The sequence below is a fragment of the Pseudomonadota bacterium genome, from assembly GCA_022572885.1.
Classification (GTDB): domain Bacteria; phylum Pseudomonadota; class Gammaproteobacteria; order Steroidobacterales; family MnTg04; genus MnTg04.
On record JACZVC010000005.1, the window covers coordinates 39169 to 55657 of the forward strand.

The 16489-nt window shown below is 56.0% G+C and carries 14 protein-coding genes and 3 tRNA genes; 13 read left to right on the forward strand and 4 right to left on the reverse strand.

The window, feature by feature from the left end:
• The first annotated feature begins 9 nt into the window (after positions 1-9).
• A complete protein-coding gene (pgsA, locus tag IIA05_03010) occupies positions 10-567 on the forward strand; it encodes a CDP-diacylglycerol--glycerol-3-phosphate 3-phosphatidyltransferase (protein MCH9026072.1) in 558 nt (185 codons plus the stop codon).
• 64 nt (positions 568-631) lie between these two features.
• Positions 632-706 (forward strand) — tRNA-Gly (locus IIA05_03015).
• Positions 707-745: 39 nt separating this feature from the next.
• On the opposite strand, the gene IIA05_03020 is transcribed toward IIA05_03015, so the two are convergent.
• Together IIA05_03020 and IIA05_03025 are read right to left on the reverse strand one after the other, a co-directional pair.
• Positions 746-2482: a DUF885 domain-containing protein gene (locus tag IIA05_03020; protein MCH9026073.1), complete on the reverse strand. Its 1737-nt coding sequence runs from the start codon at positions 2480-2482 to the stop codon at positions 746-748.
• Positions 2483-2496: 14 nt separating this feature from the next.
• Positions 2497-4251, reverse strand: a complete 1755-nt coding sequence (locus IIA05_03025) for a DUF885 domain-containing protein (GenBank protein MCH9026074.1) — start codon at positions 4249-4251, stop codon at positions 2497-2499.
• A 178-nt stretch (positions 4252-4429) separates the two neighbouring features.
• On the opposite strand from IIA05_03025, the gene IIA05_03030 reads away from it, so the two are divergent.
• The 11 genes from IIA05_03030 to IIA05_03080 all read left to right on the forward strand — a co-directional run bounded on the left by IIA05_03030 (position 4430) and on the right by IIA05_03080 (position 13248).
• Positions 4430-5188: a hypothetical protein gene (locus IIA05_03030; GenBank protein ID MCH9026075.1), complete on the forward strand. Its 759-nt coding sequence runs from the start codon at positions 4430-4432 to the stop codon at positions 5186-5188.
• Between the two features lie 62 nt (positions 5189-5250).
• Positions 5251-5324 (forward strand) — tRNA-Cys (locus IIA05_03035).
• 69 nt (positions 5325-5393) lie between these two features.
• Positions 5394-5481 (forward strand) — tRNA-Leu (locus IIA05_03040).
• 122 nt (positions 5482-5603) lie between these two features.
• Positions 5604-6692, forward strand: a complete 1089-nt coding sequence (locus tag IIA05_03045; protein ID MCH9026076.1) for a site-specific integrase — start codon at positions 5604-5606, stop codon at positions 6690-6692.
• On the forward strand, positions 6685-7242 hold the full coding sequence (locus IIA05_03050; protein ID MCH9026077.1) for a hypothetical protein: 558 nt from the start codon (positions 6685-6687) through the stop codon (positions 7240-7242). The genes IIA05_03045 and IIA05_03050 overlap by 8 nt, the downstream gene beginning before the upstream one ends.
• Positions 7243-7325: 83 nt before the next feature.
• Positions 7326-7565, forward strand: a complete 240-nt coding sequence (locus tag IIA05_03055) for a hypothetical protein (protein ID MCH9026078.1) — start codon at positions 7326-7328, stop codon at positions 7563-7565.
• 358 nt (positions 7566-7923) lie between these two features.
• A complete protein-coding gene (locus IIA05_03060) occupies positions 7924-8979 on the forward strand; it encodes an AAA family ATPase (protein ID MCH9026079.1) in 1056 nt (351 codons plus the stop codon).
• Positions 8980-9095: 116 nt separating this feature from the next.
• The gene (locus IIA05_03065) at positions 9096-9353 is read left to right on the forward strand and encodes a hypothetical protein (protein ID MCH9026080.1); all 258 of its coding nucleotides are present in this window, start codon (positions 9096-9098) and stop codon (positions 9351-9353) included.
• Between the two features lie 194 nt (positions 9354-9547).
• Positions 9548-11431, forward strand: coding sequence for a phage major capsid protein (locus tag IIA05_03070; GenBank protein ID MCH9026081.1), 1884 nt, complete (start codon positions 9548-9550; stop codon positions 11429-11431).
• 490 nt (positions 11432-11921) lie between these two features.
• Positions 11922-12659, forward strand: coding sequence for a trypsin-like peptidase domain-containing protein (locus IIA05_03075; protein MCH9026082.1), 738 nt, complete (start codon positions 11922-11924; stop codon positions 12657-12659).
• A gap of 190 nt (positions 12660-12849) precedes the next feature.
• Entirely contained in the window at positions 12850-13248 is a 399-nt protein-coding gene (locus IIA05_03080; GenBank protein ID MCH9026083.1) for a hypothetical protein, read from the forward strand.
• A 409-nt stretch (positions 13249-13657) separates the two neighbouring features.
• Here the strand turns inward: IIA05_03080 and IIA05_03085 are convergent, their stop codons facing one another.
• Together IIA05_03085 and IIA05_03090 are read right to left on the reverse strand one after the other, a co-directional pair.
• Complete coding sequence (locus tag IIA05_03085) at positions 13658-15637, reverse strand: tetratricopeptide repeat protein (protein ID MCH9026084.1); 1980 nt, start codon at positions 15635-15637, stop codon at positions 13658-13660.
• The gene (locus IIA05_03090) at positions 15634-16362 is read right to left on the reverse strand and encodes a class I SAM-dependent methyltransferase (protein ID MCH9026085.1); all 729 of its coding nucleotides are present in this window, start codon (positions 16360-16362) and stop codon (positions 15634-15636) included. Before IIA05_03090 ends, IIA05_03085 begins: the two co-directional genes overlap by 4 nt.
• Positions 16363-16489 lie beyond the last annotated feature (127 nt).

Consider the following 16489-nt stretch of genomic DNA (forward strand, 5'->3'; position numbering starts at 1 on the left):
ACAGACGACATGGTTTGGCACTTACCCAACATTATGACCTTCTCCAGGCTCGCAATGCTGCCTGTGTTTGTGGTCGCATTTTATTTGCCGTTTGGCTGGGCCAGACCGGTGGCTTGTTTTATTTTTGCGGCGGCGGCGCTGACTGACTGGGCCGACGGTTTTTTTGCCCGTAGAATGGGCCTGGACTCCCGCTTTGGTGCGTTTATCGACCCCGTCGCCGATAAGCTGATTGTGGCAACCGCGCTGGTATTGATCGTGCAAACAGACGCGCGCTGGTTCGTCGCCCTGGCCGCCGCCGTGATCATCGGTCGCGAGCTGACGATTTCCGCGCTGCGTGAATGGCTGTCGGAAACCGGGATGCGGGCCAAGGTAAAGGTGTCACGGCTGGGCAAAACCAAAACGGCTTTTCAGATGACCGGCTTGAGTTTCATGATCTACCAGCAAGACCTCTGGAGCCTTCCCGTCTACGATATTGGGCTGTTATTGATAGTCATCGCGGCTGGCCTGACGCTCTGGTCGATGTTCGACTACTGGCGTGCGGCCTGGCCGTTGCTGACCAGCGAGTGAGCCCTGCTTGACAGTCCACGGGCAGCGGCTAAAATAGCACGCCGCTTCGAACCCGGAAGCGACTGCGGGTGTAGCTCAGGGGTAGAGCGAGACGTTGCCAACGTCTAGGTCGACGGTTCAATTCCGTTCACCCGCTCCAGATCGGCAAGCAAACCCGGCCATTGGCCGGGCTTGTTTTTTATTTGCCAGCGATCGAAATTGTCTTTTCAGCCATCTCGTCAAGGCGCTCTATTTCATCTGACCGATCCAGGTATTCCCAGCGCTGGAGCGCAATCGGTACGTTACCGTTTTGCATCAGGAAATCATGGAAATGCCGGAGGCTGAAATCGTCTTTGAGATCCAGCCTGGCATCGCTGAGAAATCGGTTAATTTGCAACGCGCCGATCTGGTAGCTGATCGCCTGTCCCGGGTTGAAAGCAAAAAATACAGCTTCCTGAGTCGCCGTTTCAAGATCCATCGGCACAGTCCGGGCCAGGTAGGCGCCGGCTTGCTCGATCGTAAAATCACCCGTTGCCAGGCGAATATCGACCTCGACCCGCAACGCCCGCAAGCGCATAAAGCTGTAGATGATTTCCCGGGTTTTCGGGCTGTCGTCGAACAACCCCGCCTGCAACAACATCTCTTCGACATAAAAACCGATGCCTTCGTTGGCGCCGGAATCTATATATCGCCGGCGCACCGGGTCAGGATTTTTCCACGACTGTGCAAGTTGAAAATAATGACCCGGTACGCCTTCATGGACAATCAGCGGGCGCGGGTCCTGCGCCGAGGCCAAATGGAAATAGGGGAGGTCCGGCGAGGGATCGGGAATATAGCTGATGGCGTGTTCATCGAGCCGTGTTTCCGAGGTCAGATCGTCAGTGACGCCCATAAACGCCAGCGGCGCAAGATAATCGGGCAGCGGGCGATTCAGGTAGTGTTTCAACCAGGCGGGTACCGTCATCAGCTGGTGTTTTTCGAGAAACTGGCGAATTCGTCCTTCCATGCGCCGTGAGGTGTCGATTTGCGCTTGTATGTCGTCAAAAATCGTCAGCGATCCCAGGCTCGCGTTGCGATTCTTTTCCAGTACTTCAAAGGTCACCGCACGCTCCCATGCGAGCCTGCCCTGGGCAAGCAATTCCCCAGGCGTATGCGGAATCAAGGCCACATTGGCCAGGAAGAATGAGTAAGCGTCTATCCCCGGGCTGAATTCGTCGGTCATGATCGGATCGGCCGACCGAAGCCAGCGCGCATAAGCTTGCAAAGCTGAAACAGCCTCCCTTGTTGCCCGTTGCATGCGCTCCCGCAATTTTTCGGGGAAATACAGTTGCAGGGCCACCCGCATTTTCTTGAGGCGTTCGTCAATGTCTGCCAGCATCACAATCGCGGCGCGCGAAAAGGGCCGCACCGATTGATCGAGATTGGTATATGCCGCCTTGGTCAATTCGGGAAATGCCTCGAGACGCAGCACGATATTCTCTGCACGTTCGGGCGTGATCGGGGAGGAAATAATCAACAGCTCGAAAACGCTGCCCAAGGTCTGGTCGATATAAAACAACGGGTTTCGATGCGGCGATCTGAGTATATCGAGTTCCCAGCGCACCCTTAGAATGGCGGCCCGCAACAGCCTGGCGTCCACCTGGTCCGCCTTGCTCCAGTCTGCATGATCGAGCTCGTCCAGCCGCGCAAGGAAATCCCGGTAGGCGGCACGGTAGCGGGTCAGTGCTGCGGGTGACCAGTCGGGAACCCAGCCATCCGGTCTTTCGACCCGCGGGATATCGTCCCCGGTGGCCGGTTGCTGAACCGCCCGCCAGCCAAAGAATTCCTGTGCAAGCGCCTGCAGCTCAGGATTCAGACTGTTGTCCGCTTCGATACCGTCGGCCGTTTCTATCGTCCACAGCCCCAGGCACAACAGCAGGACAAAAAAACGGCGCATGCCTTTGGCCCGGATCAGTATGGCAACAACGCCTTATCAGAAGACTCATCGCCAGCCAGCATGTCCGCTCGCACCAAGGGGATCGGCGGCGCGCCATAGGAAAGAAAAGTGTCGTGAAACTCCTTCCACGCGGCGCGTCCGCCGCGGCTCGCCGTCCAGTCGTCCCTGAGCTTTTTGATCATCAATTTACCCAGCGTGTAATTGAGGTAGCCCGGGTCGAATGTCCCGCGAAACGCCTGCTGGCTGGCGTTGCCAGAATCCTGCACACCCTTGTCGATAAACATCTGCCTCGATTCTGCAACCGTCATGCCCTCGGTATGCAGACCGATGGCGGACAGGAAACGAACGTTGCGCAGCAACGCATTCGATAGTTGTCCGATGCGCGAGTCGGGCGCTTGCCCATCCAGACCGGCGTCGAACATCATTTCTTCGGTGTAATGCGCCCAGCCCTCGGTATAGGAATAGGTAAAGAACGTTCTGCCAAACGCGGATTCCGATCGGTTGGCATGCAAGAAATTCAGAAAATGCCCCGGCCAGACTTCGTGTACCGAGACATACAGCAATTTCTTTGCGCCCGGGATATAGGCGAGTCGATCTTCTTCCGACCAGGCCGGGTCGGGCGGGGCGATATAGTAGGTCGATGGCAGGCCGTCCTCGTACGGCCCCGGTATACGGATATAAGCGAAATTCCAGCGGTTGTAGGGCGGGGCTTCGTCCACCAGTGCTTGTTCAGTGCCCGGAATCGAAACCAGGTCCTTTTCGATCAGGAACTGCTTCAAGTCGGCCAATTGCCTGCGCGCACCCTCGACCGGGCCGCCTGCCATCTTGATCCGGTCATTCTTGGCCGCGCACTCGTGAATGGACAGGCCGGGGGCAAAGACGTCGCAGACTTCGACCAGCGCCGCAAGATTGCGCTCGAGGTCGGCCTGCCCGGCAGCCTTCAACTCCGCAATGCCGATGTCGACACCCTCGGCCATCCGCAACATCCTGAGAAATTTTTCCTCCCCCAGCGCGAAATCATCGCTGGCGGTTTCCAGTTCGCTGTCGAGCCAGGCGGTCATTTCTTTTAGTGCTTCGATAGCGCCCGCATTTGCGGCTGAAAAATCGGCTTGCAAACCGGCATCATCAACGGCCGAGAAAATCTGCGGAACATCGTTGGCAAAAAATGTTGCATAACCCGCCAATATGGACCGGGAAACCACAATATGCGGTCTGGCCAGCGGGGTAACGAGATTGCTGCGCATCTGCGTGAGATACGCCGGAATCGCCGCTGCATGCCGGCTAAAGGCGGCCATCCGCTGGCGGAGCGGCGCATATTCGAGTGATAGATAAATACTTGGATCAATGGCAAAAGCGTAAACCACGACGTTGGCTTGCAGGAACCCCGAATGTTCGAGAAAAAACAGTTGTTTGTCGGCAGTCGCCATGAGGTAAGAGCGCTCGAACTTTTCGCGGCCAGCCAGCGCATCGTCCGCATAAGCCTCCGCTTGCGCTCTGCGCTCTTTGAGCCAGGCGATCTCGGCGGCAACCGCAGCCGGGCTGTAGTCATGCAACTGGCCATCGAATTCGTGCCGCCCGGCGCGAATCGCAGCAGCGGGGCTGTGTTCGAAATATTCCTCGATAAACGACTCCCGAAAATCCGCCCACGGCATTTGCTGATTGGCCGGTTCGGCCAGACCCGCAAGATCTTTTTTATCGCCAGCAGGCTCGCAGGCGCCCAGCGTTGCCAGGATCAGGATGGCAATGAGATAATGCGACTGAAATTTCATTTTTTTCCTCTGTATCTAGTCTGATTGCCATGCTGGCGCTCCGGTGGAGTATAACCGCCGCTTTGCGAAGTGGCACATAGTGGTGGCTCATCGTCTTGGCAATCCGACTGCCGATAATTCATAATCCGCCGGTCCGAAAATCATATATCCCATTAGTTCTTTTTCAAGGCGATCGTTTATGGCCAAACTGAAGGCATCGCTGATCCATCTCGTGCTGAGCAGCGTCGTGGTCGGCAGTATCTTTCTGATTATCTTTTTTGCCTGGTATCCCTATCCCTATTTTGAAATCCGGGGGGCAGGCGGTATCGTGCTGATTCTGATCGGCGTTGACCTGGTGCTCGGGCCGCTGCTGACTTTCATCGTCTACAAACCCATGAAGAAGTCTCTCGTATTCGACCTGTCGGTTATCGTCATGATCCAGCTTGCGGCATTGGTCTATGGCGTTAGTGCGATCTACGAGGAACGCCCGTATTTCATGGTTTACGCCGTTGACCGGTTCACTCTGCTGGCCGAAAAAGACATCGATTTTTCAGAAATTACTGGCCAGTCACTAAAAGAAAAGCCCGGCATTGGCCCGCTCATGGTGCTGTCAAAAATGCCCGAGGATCCGCAGGAACGGCAAAAACTGATGACAGAAGTCGTGTTCGAGAACAAGCCGGACCTGGATCGCCGGCCGAAATACTGGGTCCCGTACCGGGAGAACCTGGAGATCGTTTTTGCGAGAACCAAAACGCTGCGAGAACTAAGAGAGAAACGCGGGTCCGTTGCCGGTCTGGTGGACAAAATAGTCGCTAGCCAAGGCGGGAAAATCGATGACCTGGTGTTTGCGCCGATGATCGGCAAGAACGGCGATTTCGCGATCGTGCTGGACAGAAAAACCGGCAGGCTGGTCGACGCCATTGCCGTCGACCCCTGGCTGGATGACGACCCGGCCTGATTTCAGCTGAATGCCATACAAATCCGGCCGATTGTGGTAAATTTGCGCCCCGCTGACTCACTGGCTAGGTGGCAGAGTGGTTATGCAGCGGCCTGCAAAGCCGTGTACGTCGGTTCGATTCCGTCCCTAGCCTCCATCATCGACTTTTTCCAGTCATCCTGACGGCTATAATGACCGGGACTCAGCGATATCCATGACCCACACCGCCCGGGTGGCGAAATTGGTAGACGCAAGGGACTTAAAATCCCTCGATCAATGTGATCGTGCCGGTTCGATTCCGGCCCCGGGCACCAATTAAATCAGTGAGTTATAGCTGATCGAACTTTCGCTGCTGACAAGGATTTGCCTTTTGGTCCACAAATGGTCCACAGTACGTCAGAACAGTTGGCGGACGGAGAGGACACGGAGAGGACCAGTGGCGACAATCACAAAGCGTGAATCAACGGACGGCAAAACCGTTTATCGATGCCGCATTCGATTGAGTGGTTATCCCGATCAGAGCGCGACATTTAAATCCATAAAAAAAGCGAAGGACTGGGCCAAGATCACCGAGGCGGCGATCATCGAGGGCCGACATTTTTCCAGCCAAAAAGCCAAGCGACGGACGCTGGCCGAGGCGATCGATCGTTACACTGACGACAATCTGCCGGCGCTCGCGGCCAGCGAGCAAAAGAGCCGAACGCGCCATCTTGAGTACTGGAAAAAGCGCCTGGGCAAAATGACGCTCGCGCACTTGTGCAACGACGCCGAGCCGATTCGGGAGCTGAGAAAGAAACTCAGCCGAGGCAAGACGGTGCGCGGCACGATTCGCTCGCCGGCGACCGTGAATCGATACCATGCCAGCCTGTCAAAGCTGTTCACTACAGCGATGCGGTGGGGTTGGGCAAACTCCAATCCGATGAGACTAATCGAGAAGGGCAGGGAAGCAGCCGGCCGCGAGAGATTCCTGGCTGACGACGAACTCGATCGACTACTAAAGGCGACCGCAAAGAGTAAGGATCCGTTTCTCGATATCACGGTCAAGCTCGCGTTGACGACCGGCGGACGCTATTCCGAAATCCTGGGCCTTACCTGGTCAAACGTATCAATCGAGCGAGAGACCGTCACGTTTCGGAATACCAAGAACAAGGAATCGCGAACGGTACCGCTCGTGGAGCCGGCGCTATCGGTCGTCACGAAATTGCATGAGACGCGACGCCAGGATACCGACTTGCTGTTTCCCTGGTCGAAGCCGGACCAGCCAAAGGATATTCGCAATGGCTGGCAGAACGCGCTCAAGGCCGCTGAGATCGAAAACTTTACGTTTCACGATCTCAGGCATACCTGCGCGAGCTATCTGGCGATGAACGGCGCCAGCCCGTCCGAGCTGGCCGCTGTCCTCGGCCACAAGACTCTCGCAATGGTGAAGCGGTACAGCCACGTCAGCGAAGTCCATACGGCGGACCTGGTTCGCGCGATGGCGGCGAAGCGGTTCGGATCGAAAGAGGCAACGAGCGATGAATAATCTTGAGTGGTACGAGCTTGCCGTCGGCATTCGTCGGCGCACCGCAATCATCATTGGTGCTAGAAAGATTCATTATTTTGCCGGCGTCGAACTGGATGCGAGCCAGACGAAGCACGTAGACGCTCGTGACTGGTCATTAGAGGACTTGCCAGCTGACTGCCGTTCCGCAATCGAAGATCTACTTGAGCGAATCCCGCAGATTGATTTGAAACGAGAGTTCGGCGAAATATTCCTGGCGGCCAAAGACATTGGATGGATCGAGGCTATGGCCAAGCAATCCGAATGGCGGAATCTTGAGCAGGCCCCATCTTTTCAAATTGGTCGCGAAGTGAATGCCGCCGAATATATAAAAACGAACAGGAGACTAGAGAAGCGATACCTGGAATTACTTGGGCCCTTGGCTCAGAGATTGCCGGGACCATTTGAAGACAATGCTGATAAGCCAATGCGAAAAATTCTCGAACAAGAATTTAATATGAAGCCACGAACAGTCAACAACCGACTTATTAAAATGAAATTGCGCAAATCGGTACCCAAAAACAAGCGCTAGATTGGTAATGCTGATCTGAATTACCAATACGTTAGGGAAGCCAAACTCAGCCATGTAAACATGCTTCCAACTAGGAGGCCAACATGGCAAATCAAGCAAACAAGCAGCGAACACCGGATACCCGTTACATTCCGGTCGCCCAATTCGATCAGTACCATCCCTGGCCGACGCCGCAGTCGATTCGCAATCGCATTCACGCAGCGAAGCGAGGCACCGACGCCGACTTTTTGAAGTGCATCAAATGGGCCGGCGGTCGAGTGCTGGTCGATGAGCAAGCGTTTCTTACCTGGCTCGAAGGACAGTCCGACACTGAGGTCGCGTAAATGGCTTCGGTCGAGGCGAAATCCGGCTGCCGCCGGACACTGCCGCCATATGGGCGACAGTATCTCGAAGATCCACCCAGCGCTGGCTTGTGGGTCGTTTTCGGCCCGGACGCATGGGACTTCGCGAGTAAACAGCCGTTTCCGGTCGTTGTGCTTCCGCCCGGCGCGAAGCCAACGGACTACGACTGGCCGGCTACGTCCGGTCCAGCCCTAATCTTCGAGACTGGTCCGCGAGCTGACGATCTGCTGCATGAACTAGCCAAGAGTCTAATGCTGGTCGGGGCACCGTCAGTCGTTGCGATTCGGGAGTCATTGCTCAGCTCGTCCAAGTGCTCTCTTTTCTTCGAGGCGGTACCTTATGGCGAGTAACGGTGAAACCGTCCAGATACCTATCAGAAGACCAAGAGCCGATCTAACCTGTTTCGCAGACATTCAGGAATCCCGGCTTGAGTGGTTGTGGCCGGGTCGAATTCCACTCGGCAAGTTGTCGGTCATTGCAGGGGATCCGGGACTCGGGAAATCACTGGTGACGATTGCTATCGCTGCTGCCGTTACCAGCGAAGCGAAATGGCCCGATTGTCACGAGTATGCACCGCACGGCAGCGTAATCTTGCTCTCGGGTGAAGACGATGACAGCGACACGGTGAAGCCTCGATTGCGGGCTGCCGGCGCCGACCTGGACAACATCTATTCCATGAGCGCAGTGATCGAAAATGACGATGGCAGTCGCCGCGGACTAGCGTTGGACCGCGACATGGAATTGTTGCGCGACGCTATTCGCCGCATTCCAGATTGCCGACTTGTCGTCATAGATCCGCTTGCCGCGTTTCTCGGGTCTGTGGACTCACACAAGAATGCCGACGTTCGCGGGCTGCTCAGCGTGCTTGCCGAGATCGCCCAGGAGAGTCGAGTCGCGATCCTCTACGTGAGTCATCTCAACAAGGGAACCGGAGGACCGATGGCGCGCATCACGGGCTCGGGTGCGTTTGTCGCTGCCGCTCGCAGCGGCATGATTGTTGGTCGTGATCCGGAAAACGCCGATCGGCGAATTATTTTCATGCCGAAATGCAATTTATCAAAAGAGGTCGAGGGCGTCGCGTACCGAGTCAGGGAATCGTCTGAGGATAGTGAATTGCCAGTTGTTCAGTGGGAGCAGGGCTTCGTAGACGTCGATGGCGAGACCTTGCTAAGTAGCGAGGGATCAAACAACTGTCGAGAGCGCACAGAGGCCGCTGAATGGCTTGTTGTTGAGCTATCGACCGGCCCGCAATTGACGACAGATCTACAGAGCAAGGCGAAGCAGGCAGGCCATGCTTGGCGCACAGTACGACGCGCAAAGGATGAACTTGGTGTAAGGCCAAGACACGACGGTATCAGCGGCAAGTGGCGATGGGTGTTGCCGGGAAATGAATAACAAGGCGGCCACGATTCCCCGCGCCAGAATCTTGGACAAGTTGGCCACCTTCCCGCAACTTGGCCAACTTGGCCAACATTTCGGGACGGGTGTTTGTGGACAAGTGGAGAGTAGAGATGGACAAACCAGAAATGATGAACCCGCCGGCCGCCGAACAGATAAATGAAGTGGCCGCGGCGATGCGTAAAGCAATAGTGGTTTATTTCGACGCCGGCTACTCACCGGGAACAATTTCAGGCGGACTCATGGTCGCCATCTACAACCTGATGAAAGCCCAGGAGATGAGCGAGATGAAAATCTCAAACGAGCTGTATCGGATAGTGGACGGAGTTCGTGAACTAGCATTTCTTGCATTTGAAAATTCTAACGAGTAACCTGTGCCTGCGTTAAGTCGCTCCATCATCGGTTATTGCTTCGCGCTAACCGATTGGCATGCAGCGACTGGAAGTGAAGTTATCCGCGAAAGCGATGCGACTCGCCGACACGCACAGGTGGCCCGGGAACGTTGTTCCGGGCCTTGCATGTGTTGCCGGCAGTCGTTTTTTTCTGCCTGTCGGCCGGAGAAGTCATGAGGCTATCTGAGCAGGACAAGCGGAAGTTTGACGACTTCATTTCGTCGCCCCAGCGGCGTTCAGTTTCGCTCGATTCTCGAGAGGTCCATCTCGACGAAGACAAACGCACGATTCAAGTTGCGTTCTCGTCGGAAGCATCCATCCGACGTTGGTTCGGGATAGAAGTTCTCGGGCATGGCGCGGACGAAGTCAGCCTCGATCGTTTTCACGACGGCGCGGCGGTACTGGTTAACCACGAGTTGAATGAACACATCGGTGTTATCGAAAGAGCCTGGATCGAAGGCTCGACCGGTCGGGCGATTTTACGTTTCGGTAAAGGCGATCGTGCCGCCGAGGTTTTCGAAAACATTCTTGATGGAATTTTTCGCCACATAAGTGTCGGTTATATCATCCACGAGATGATCCTGGAGACTCAGGTCGATGACGGGCCCGATGTTTATCGCGTCACCGATTGGGAACCTTTTGAGATCTCACTCGTAGCCGTACCAGCGGATACATCAGTAGGTGTAGGCCGCAGCAATTTCGAATCAATTCACGAGGACATAACGATGAAAACAGAAACAACTTCCAGTTCGCGGTCACAAAGGCGAACAGATAACCAGGTAACAGAGGCCGAGCGAGAACGCGTTACGGAGCTTCTAGCCACTGGAGAGGCGCACGAAGCCCAGGACCTCGCCCGACAGTTAGTGAAAAGCGGCGGATCCGTCGCGGACTTGAATGCGATGATCTTGGACCGAGGCGGCTTCCCGGCAACGAAAGCCGAGGATCCGTCGATAGGACTCTCACAAAACGAGATCCAGAAATACAGCCTATGTAAGGCAATCGTGGCCGCTGCTTACCCGGCCGATCGCAAGCTGCAGGCGGCGGCGGCCCTCGAGATGGAATGTTCGGAGACGGCCCGCGGGCAGCTTACTACTCGCACCGTTAGAGGAAATCTGTTCATTCCTCCTGAAATCTTGAGTCAACCGCGGGGCCAGCGCAACCTTACCGTTGGCGCAGACGGCGGCGACCTGGTTGCCACGAATCTGCTCTCGGGCTCATTCATTGACTTGCTGCGCAACGCCAGCGTTGTCCAGGCGGCGGGCGCTCTGGTACTGCACGGTTTAGTTGGGAACGTCTCCATTCCTCGTCAGACTGGCGACGAGAACGTGTTCTGGTTAGCCGAGAACGCAGCTCCGACAGAGAGCTCCGCAACGTTCGACCAGGTGCCGCTTACTCCGAAAACGTTAGCAGCGTACTCCGAGATCAGTCGCAAATTGCTACTTCAGGGAACTCCCGCAATTGAGGGCCTTGTGATGAAGAGCCTCGCCGATACGATCGCTATAGAAGTCGATCGAGTGGCAATCGACGGCTCCGGCGCGGGAGAAGAGCCGACCGGCATTTTGAACCAGGCGGGCGTGGGCGTAGTCGCCGGAGACGTTAACGGTCTCGCACCGACATTCGCCAACATCGTGGCCCTGGAATCGTCAGTTAGCGTACCGAATGCTCTCATCGGGAGGTTGGCATACGTCACCAATTCGAAGGCAGTCGGCGACCTCAAACAGATATCTGTCGACGCTGGCAGCGGGCGCTTCCTACTCGAGGGCCGAACCGATGGCGATCGACAAACGCTATCGATGAATGGGTATAAAACGATCATGTCGAACAATGTGCCGTCAGATTTAGTCAAGGGAACTTCCGGCGCAACTCTGTCCGCGATCATCTTCGGTAACTTCGCGGATCTGATCATCGGTATGTGGTCGGGCCTGGATCTCCAGGTCAATCCGTACAGCCTGGACACCAGCGGTCAGATACGCATCACGGCGTTCCAGGACCTGGACATTGCACTGAGGCATCCTCAGTCCTTCAGCGCCATCGTCGACGTGATCACGACCACGTAGGGAAACTGAGGGGGCCTGGCTTGCTGACATATCAACCAGGCTCCTCCGCTCGGGCAGCGAGCGCCTCGATAGCTTGCTGGAGGCATCTCCCGCGCCGTTCACCCGGACGGCGTCACGGTGCACTTATACGATCGCGGGGCCACCCCCCGCCAGGGAGAAACTTTTTCCGTTCGGATTCCTGCCGGCAAAAGGTACTCCCTGGCGGGGGGGGTCTATGTGGGTACGCAGCTCCGCACGCTTTGGCGTTTTATTTTGCTGCGAGATCGCGATTGATGATGATCAACGAGCGTCAGATTCGTACATTAACTTTACGATATAACATCCTGTTTTATATAGAGAATAACTTAAAAAATCGCGCTCAATTGAATCCGTTAGTGTTGATCAGTCTACCCTCAGAACCGGTGCACTTGGATCGAGCGTGTCCGGAGCGGACAGTGGTACTGAGCTAAGATGGGGTCTTTTGGAGAAGGATATTCCCAAGGGAATTTCAATGTCCGGTCCGGTAGATAGGGCCACCATGGAAATGGTCGTATTCCCGATCATTAAGGTCCTATTTCTGTCTGATGGTACTGAGGTCCACAAGTTGGTTGGGACAGGGTTCTTCCTGAACGAGAATGGACTCTTTCTTTCTGCGCGGCACGTATTCCAGGGGAGGGAGTGCGCACTCGACCTTGAGGGAGCTGATGGCTTCGCGGTCTATTGCATACACGCCGTAAACCTTAATCGAAAAATGGTACTTCGCCACATTGACGTGCAATCCATCAAAACGCGAAACGACACTGATATTGCGGCAGGTTACGTCGAGAAAAATCAGTTCGGACGGGCCAATGCTGAAATAACAGAATCTGAATTGCAGAATACTGCACATATAAATTTTACGACGAAAGGCAACTTGCCGATCGGTACTGATATTTGGACAGTTGCGTATCCGCTTATGACATTGGGAAGCGTCGTTGATGGTGGCATTGCTATCAATTTCCAATCCGACATGTTTCGCGGACGGATAACGGCGCACTACCAAGAGCGACGAGACGCGGGACTGCTTAACTGGCCATGCTATGAAACAGATATGCAGATATTGGGCGGCGCGAGCGGTGGGCCTGTATTTGTATCTGGGAGTAGCGGCGTCGTTTTTGCCGTCAACTGTTCTGGCACAACTCCGCACACAGTCTCGCATGTGTCCTCATTACGACCGGCTATCTTGGCCGGTGAAGTCAACGGACACTGACTGACATGGACACCGCCTAGCTGTGATAGTCGGGACCCAAAACTTACGTACACAATCAGATTCCATCACGACCGAATGTCTGCTTTGCAGCCATTAGCAGCCGTCCAGGTGATAAACTGGCGAACGACTGCAGTTGACCCCAAGCGGAAGATCGTTAACATGACTCGTTGGTGGGGTAGGGACCAGACAAATGGCCAAAAGAAAAACATCTAAGACCGGGGGAGGAAGGTACATCAAACCTCACGAACGGAGTATTCAAGTTGAGGGAACAACTGAGATGTCAATTGGAGAAATTGTCGACATGCAACAAGGTACTGTTTTTTCCGCCGCCGACAAGATCATCGGCGGGGCCCTGGTTCTAATTGTAATGACGTTTGCAGGCTCGATTTGGTCACTAAATGGCACATTAAGGACTGCTCTCAAGGACCAAAACGTTGCACTTGTCAACGCTCTAGCGGAACAGAACAAGACGATGAGGGACGAACTGAAAGACATCCGTGACGTTGCACGTGAGGATCGTCAGCTATATCTTGATCGGCTAGAAAATAAGCTTGATGATTTTGAAGATAAGCTCGATGAATTAAACTAACACGGCCGCTCCTAGCCGACTACCGCCTTCAATCCGATGTTAATGAACGGTCCGCTCTTGGCCGATAGCGGCTTTTCAGATTGTAGGATTTCTAGCGTTTCGAACGACCGGTCCCGGCGGAAGCAGCCAAACCGAAATGGTCCAATTTCGGGCCACGCTCGGCTAAAACGGGCCAGAAATCGTCAAAACGAACGGGCAATGAAGATTCAGTGAAAAGCGTTGCGGCTCAACGCTTTCGATAACAATTCACGTACACTGAAAAATACTGAAAAACAGCGCAGGAACGACTTAAAATCCCTCGGAGATACATCTCCTTGCCGGTTCGATTCCGGCCCCGGGCACCATACATGAGACCCGAGTGTGCCGGGCCGCTGCGCCTTGTGCTGTGGGACCCGTATGCCCGCTCGCCTCACACTGACAACGATGCCGGGGGCTCTCCTTTACGGTGGCGCTCCCACACCTGTTGGTAAAGCATCTCCAGGTGCCGCGAAAACCGGGCCGGGTCGAACAAACCGCTTGTCTCGCGAGCCTCGACCAACCGGCGGCGAAGCCTGTTCAACTCTTCGGGTTGGTTTGCCAACTCCACGGCTCGCTCCTCGTAAGATTCCGGATTGGAACAAATGAGTTGCTCGAGCCCGAGGGCAGTGTTCAGCGATGCGCCCAGCCGCGATAGCATGTGCTCGCCTGCACAAGTCAGCACGGGCAGTCCGCTCGCCAGCGCACAGACCGCCGTGGTTCCGGCGTTGTAATGAAAGGTATCGAGGAAAAGATCCGCCTGGCGGACTCGCGCCAGGTGCTCCGCCAACGGCACGCGTCCGGCAAACACCAATCGCTCCGGGCTGATGCCGCGGACCTTGGCTTCGCGGCCCAGGTTGTCCTCGGCGTCTGCGGAATCTTCAGCAAAAAGCCACAAGACCGACCCGGGTACGCGCTCCAGGATGCGCATCCAGGCGCTGAAAACGGCGGGACCGATTTTCAATGGATTGTTGAAACTCGCGAATACGAAGGCATCGTCCGGGAGACCGAGTTCGGAGCGCTTGGGAACCCGGGGGCTCGCATCCAGCGGTGAGGCCACGATGAAACTGGCTGGCAGACGGAGAATTGCCTCGGTGAACTCGTGCCCTGAGTCGGGTGGTATCACCACGGGATCCGCGACGACATAGTCGATGAATTCCGCGGCCATGGTGTTGAGATAACCCAGATAAGCGATCTGCACCGGCGCCGGCCGCGCGGCAAAAATCTCGGGGCGGGCGCGGCCGGTATAACCGGCCAGGTCCACGAGGATATCGATACGGTCATCCCGAATCCGGCGAACGGCCTCCTCGAGGGAGCGGCCGCTCAGGTCACGAAACCGATCCGCGCCTTCCTCTACCCGGCGGTAATAAGAATCCTCGTGGCGGCGCAGCGAATAGCAAAAGACCTCGAATCCTTCGCGGTCGTGTTGGCGAAACAGGTCGCAGACCAGGACGCCAACGGCGTGCTCGCCGAAATCCGGCGACACATAGCCGATTCGTATCCGGGATTCGTCAGGGTCGGCTCGTGGTTGCGGCGGTGCCGCTACCCGCATCGCCTGGCGCGCGAAGTACCGGGCGTAGTGCGCGGCCACGGGCCGGTGGCAAACAGCCAGTTCGGGAATGTAGTTGATGGCCGCCGGCGACAAGACCTCCTCGCCACCCTGGGCCAGGAATCGCTCCAGGCCCGCGGCGATGAGGCTGCATTCCGAGTCCAGGTCCCGCCAGTCACACACTTCCAGCCGCGCCTGCAAGAGGGCATAGCGCGCCCCGACGTGCTGGGGATCCACGGCGAGAGCATGCGCGAGAGCTTCCCGGGTACCGCTGCCGTCGCGAGCGACGCGCAGCGTCAAGGCGTAGTTGTAGAGCAACCGGACCTCGTCCGGGTTCGTGGCGAGTGCCTGGCGATAATGCTCGATCGCTTCCTGGGTATGGCCAAGGAAACCCAACGAGGCGGCCAGGTGGTGGTGGGTCTGGGCATGGTCCGGCCGCGCCGTCAGTATGCGTCGATAACAGTTGGCCGCATCGCCCCAGGCGCCGTTTTGGCGGTAGAGTTCGCCGGCGAGATTCAGCGCCACTGCATCGTCGGGCCGCAGCCGCAGCGCTTGCTCCACCGCTTGCAAGGCCGCATCGGGATGCCCGCTCTTCGCCAGGGCGAGGGCGAGCACGGCGTGGGCTTCCGCCAGCTCCGGCCGGCCGGAGAGAGCCTTCTGGAGGTAACCCACCGCCTCCTGGCTGCGACCGGTTTCATGACACAGCAGGCCCAGGTAATACAGGACATCGGGATCGTCCGGCGACTGCTCCAGGCATTGCCGGTAAAGCGCTTCCGCTTCGTCGCGCTGGCCCGCGCGGTGCTTGGCGATAGCTTCTTTTTTCACGTCACTTTGGGTGGGCCAAAGCCGACCAGATCCTTCTTTTCCCACAGGGCCAGATGCCTGACCGGCATACCTTCGATCCAGTCATCGATCGTTAGAATCGGTTCGCAGAAACTGAAAGGCGGAAGTTCCAGGTTCAACAGACGAAAATGGCCGGTCGGTATATCGATGTTGCGGTCGCAATCCGGGTGCGTCGAGGTCAGCAGGTAGCGAATGTTGCTGTTGAGAAAATTGTCGATGACGGAAAATATGTCGTCATAAGACAAGTGGAACAGGCAATCCCGGCATAACCACAGATCGGCATCGGGCAGCTTCCGGGTGATGATGTCGAGATGAAAAAAGCGAGTGTTTGCGTTGGCAAAATTCTCCTGGTTCGCCGCGATCAGCGGTTCGACGATATCCGCGCCGATATATTGTGTGTCCTGTGCTCTTTGGATGTGCTGAAACCAATGGTAGTCACCGCAAGGTGCATCGAGGATGGTCTTGAATCCGTAGCGCTCGATCAGGAGCGGAATTTCTTGCCTGATGTTGCGGGTGTATTCGAGTGTCGATCCTTCGCCTGAACGGCTTTCTTCATTCTTCCATTGGTTCTGCTTATAGATTGCGGTAAACCGGTCTTCGGTATTCCCGGCATGCTCGAGCAGGCGGGACCTCCTGCGATAGGAGTGCTTTTCAGTAAGTTTTTTACCGCCCGGGAAAAGACCGATCAATAACTTCAGGATACTCATAAAAGAAGGCTGCCCAGCCCCTGAGGAAATCAGTTTGCCAAGCCTAAATACTAGTGAAACGGTTGCATGCCCGCAATTTTTGCGCTGGCTATCCGCTTATCGTTCCGGGCCTATGCCAGCCAAACGG

Excerpts from the sequence above, each read along its gene's own strand:
- IIA05_03075 (MCH9026082.1), top strand. The coding sequence starts at position 11,922 with ATGTCCGGTCCGGTAGATAGGGCCACCATGGAAATGGTCGTATTCCCG.
- IIA05_03055 (MCH9026078.1), top strand. The coding sequence starts at position 7,326 with ATGGCAAATCAAGCAAACAAGCAGCGAACACCGGATACCCGTTACATT.
- IIA05_03060 (MCH9026079.1), top strand. The coding sequence starts at position 7,924 with ATGGCGAGTAACGGTGAAACCGTCCAGATACCTATCAGAAGACCAAGA.
- IIA05_03020 (MCH9026073.1), bottom strand. The coding sequence starts at position 2,482 with ATGCGCCGTTTTTTTGTCCTGCTGTTGTGCCTGGGGCTGTGGACGATA.
- IIA05_03080 (MCH9026083.1), top strand. The coding sequence starts at position 12,850 with ATGGCCAAAAGAAAAACATCTAAGACCGGGGGAGGAAGGTACATCAAA.
- IIA05_03025 (MCH9026074.1), bottom strand. The coding sequence starts at position 4,251 with ATGAAATTTCAGTCGCATTATCTCATTGCCATCCTGATCCTGGCAACG.
- pgsA (MCH9026072.1), top strand. The coding sequence starts at position 10 with ATGGTTTGGCACTTACCCAACATTATGACCTTCTCCAGGCTCGCAATG.
- IIA05_03050 (MCH9026077.1), top strand. The coding sequence starts at position 6,685 with ATGAATAATCTTGAGTGGTACGAGCTTGCCGTCGGCATTCGTCGGCGC.
- IIA05_03030 (MCH9026075.1), top strand. The coding sequence starts at position 4,430 with ATGGCCAAACTGAAGGCATCGCTGATCCATCTCGTGCTGAGCAGCGTC.
- IIA05_03070 (MCH9026081.1), top strand. The coding sequence starts at position 9,548 with ATGAGGCTATCTGAGCAGGACAAGCGGAAGTTTGACGACTTCATTTCG.
- IIA05_03065 (MCH9026080.1), top strand. The coding sequence starts at position 9,096 with ATGGACAAACCAGAAATGATGAACCCGCCGGCCGCCGAACAGATAAAT.
- IIA05_03090 (MCH9026085.1), bottom strand. The coding sequence starts at position 16,362 with ATGAGTATCCTGAAGTTATTGATCGGTCTTTTCCCGGGCGGTAAAAAA.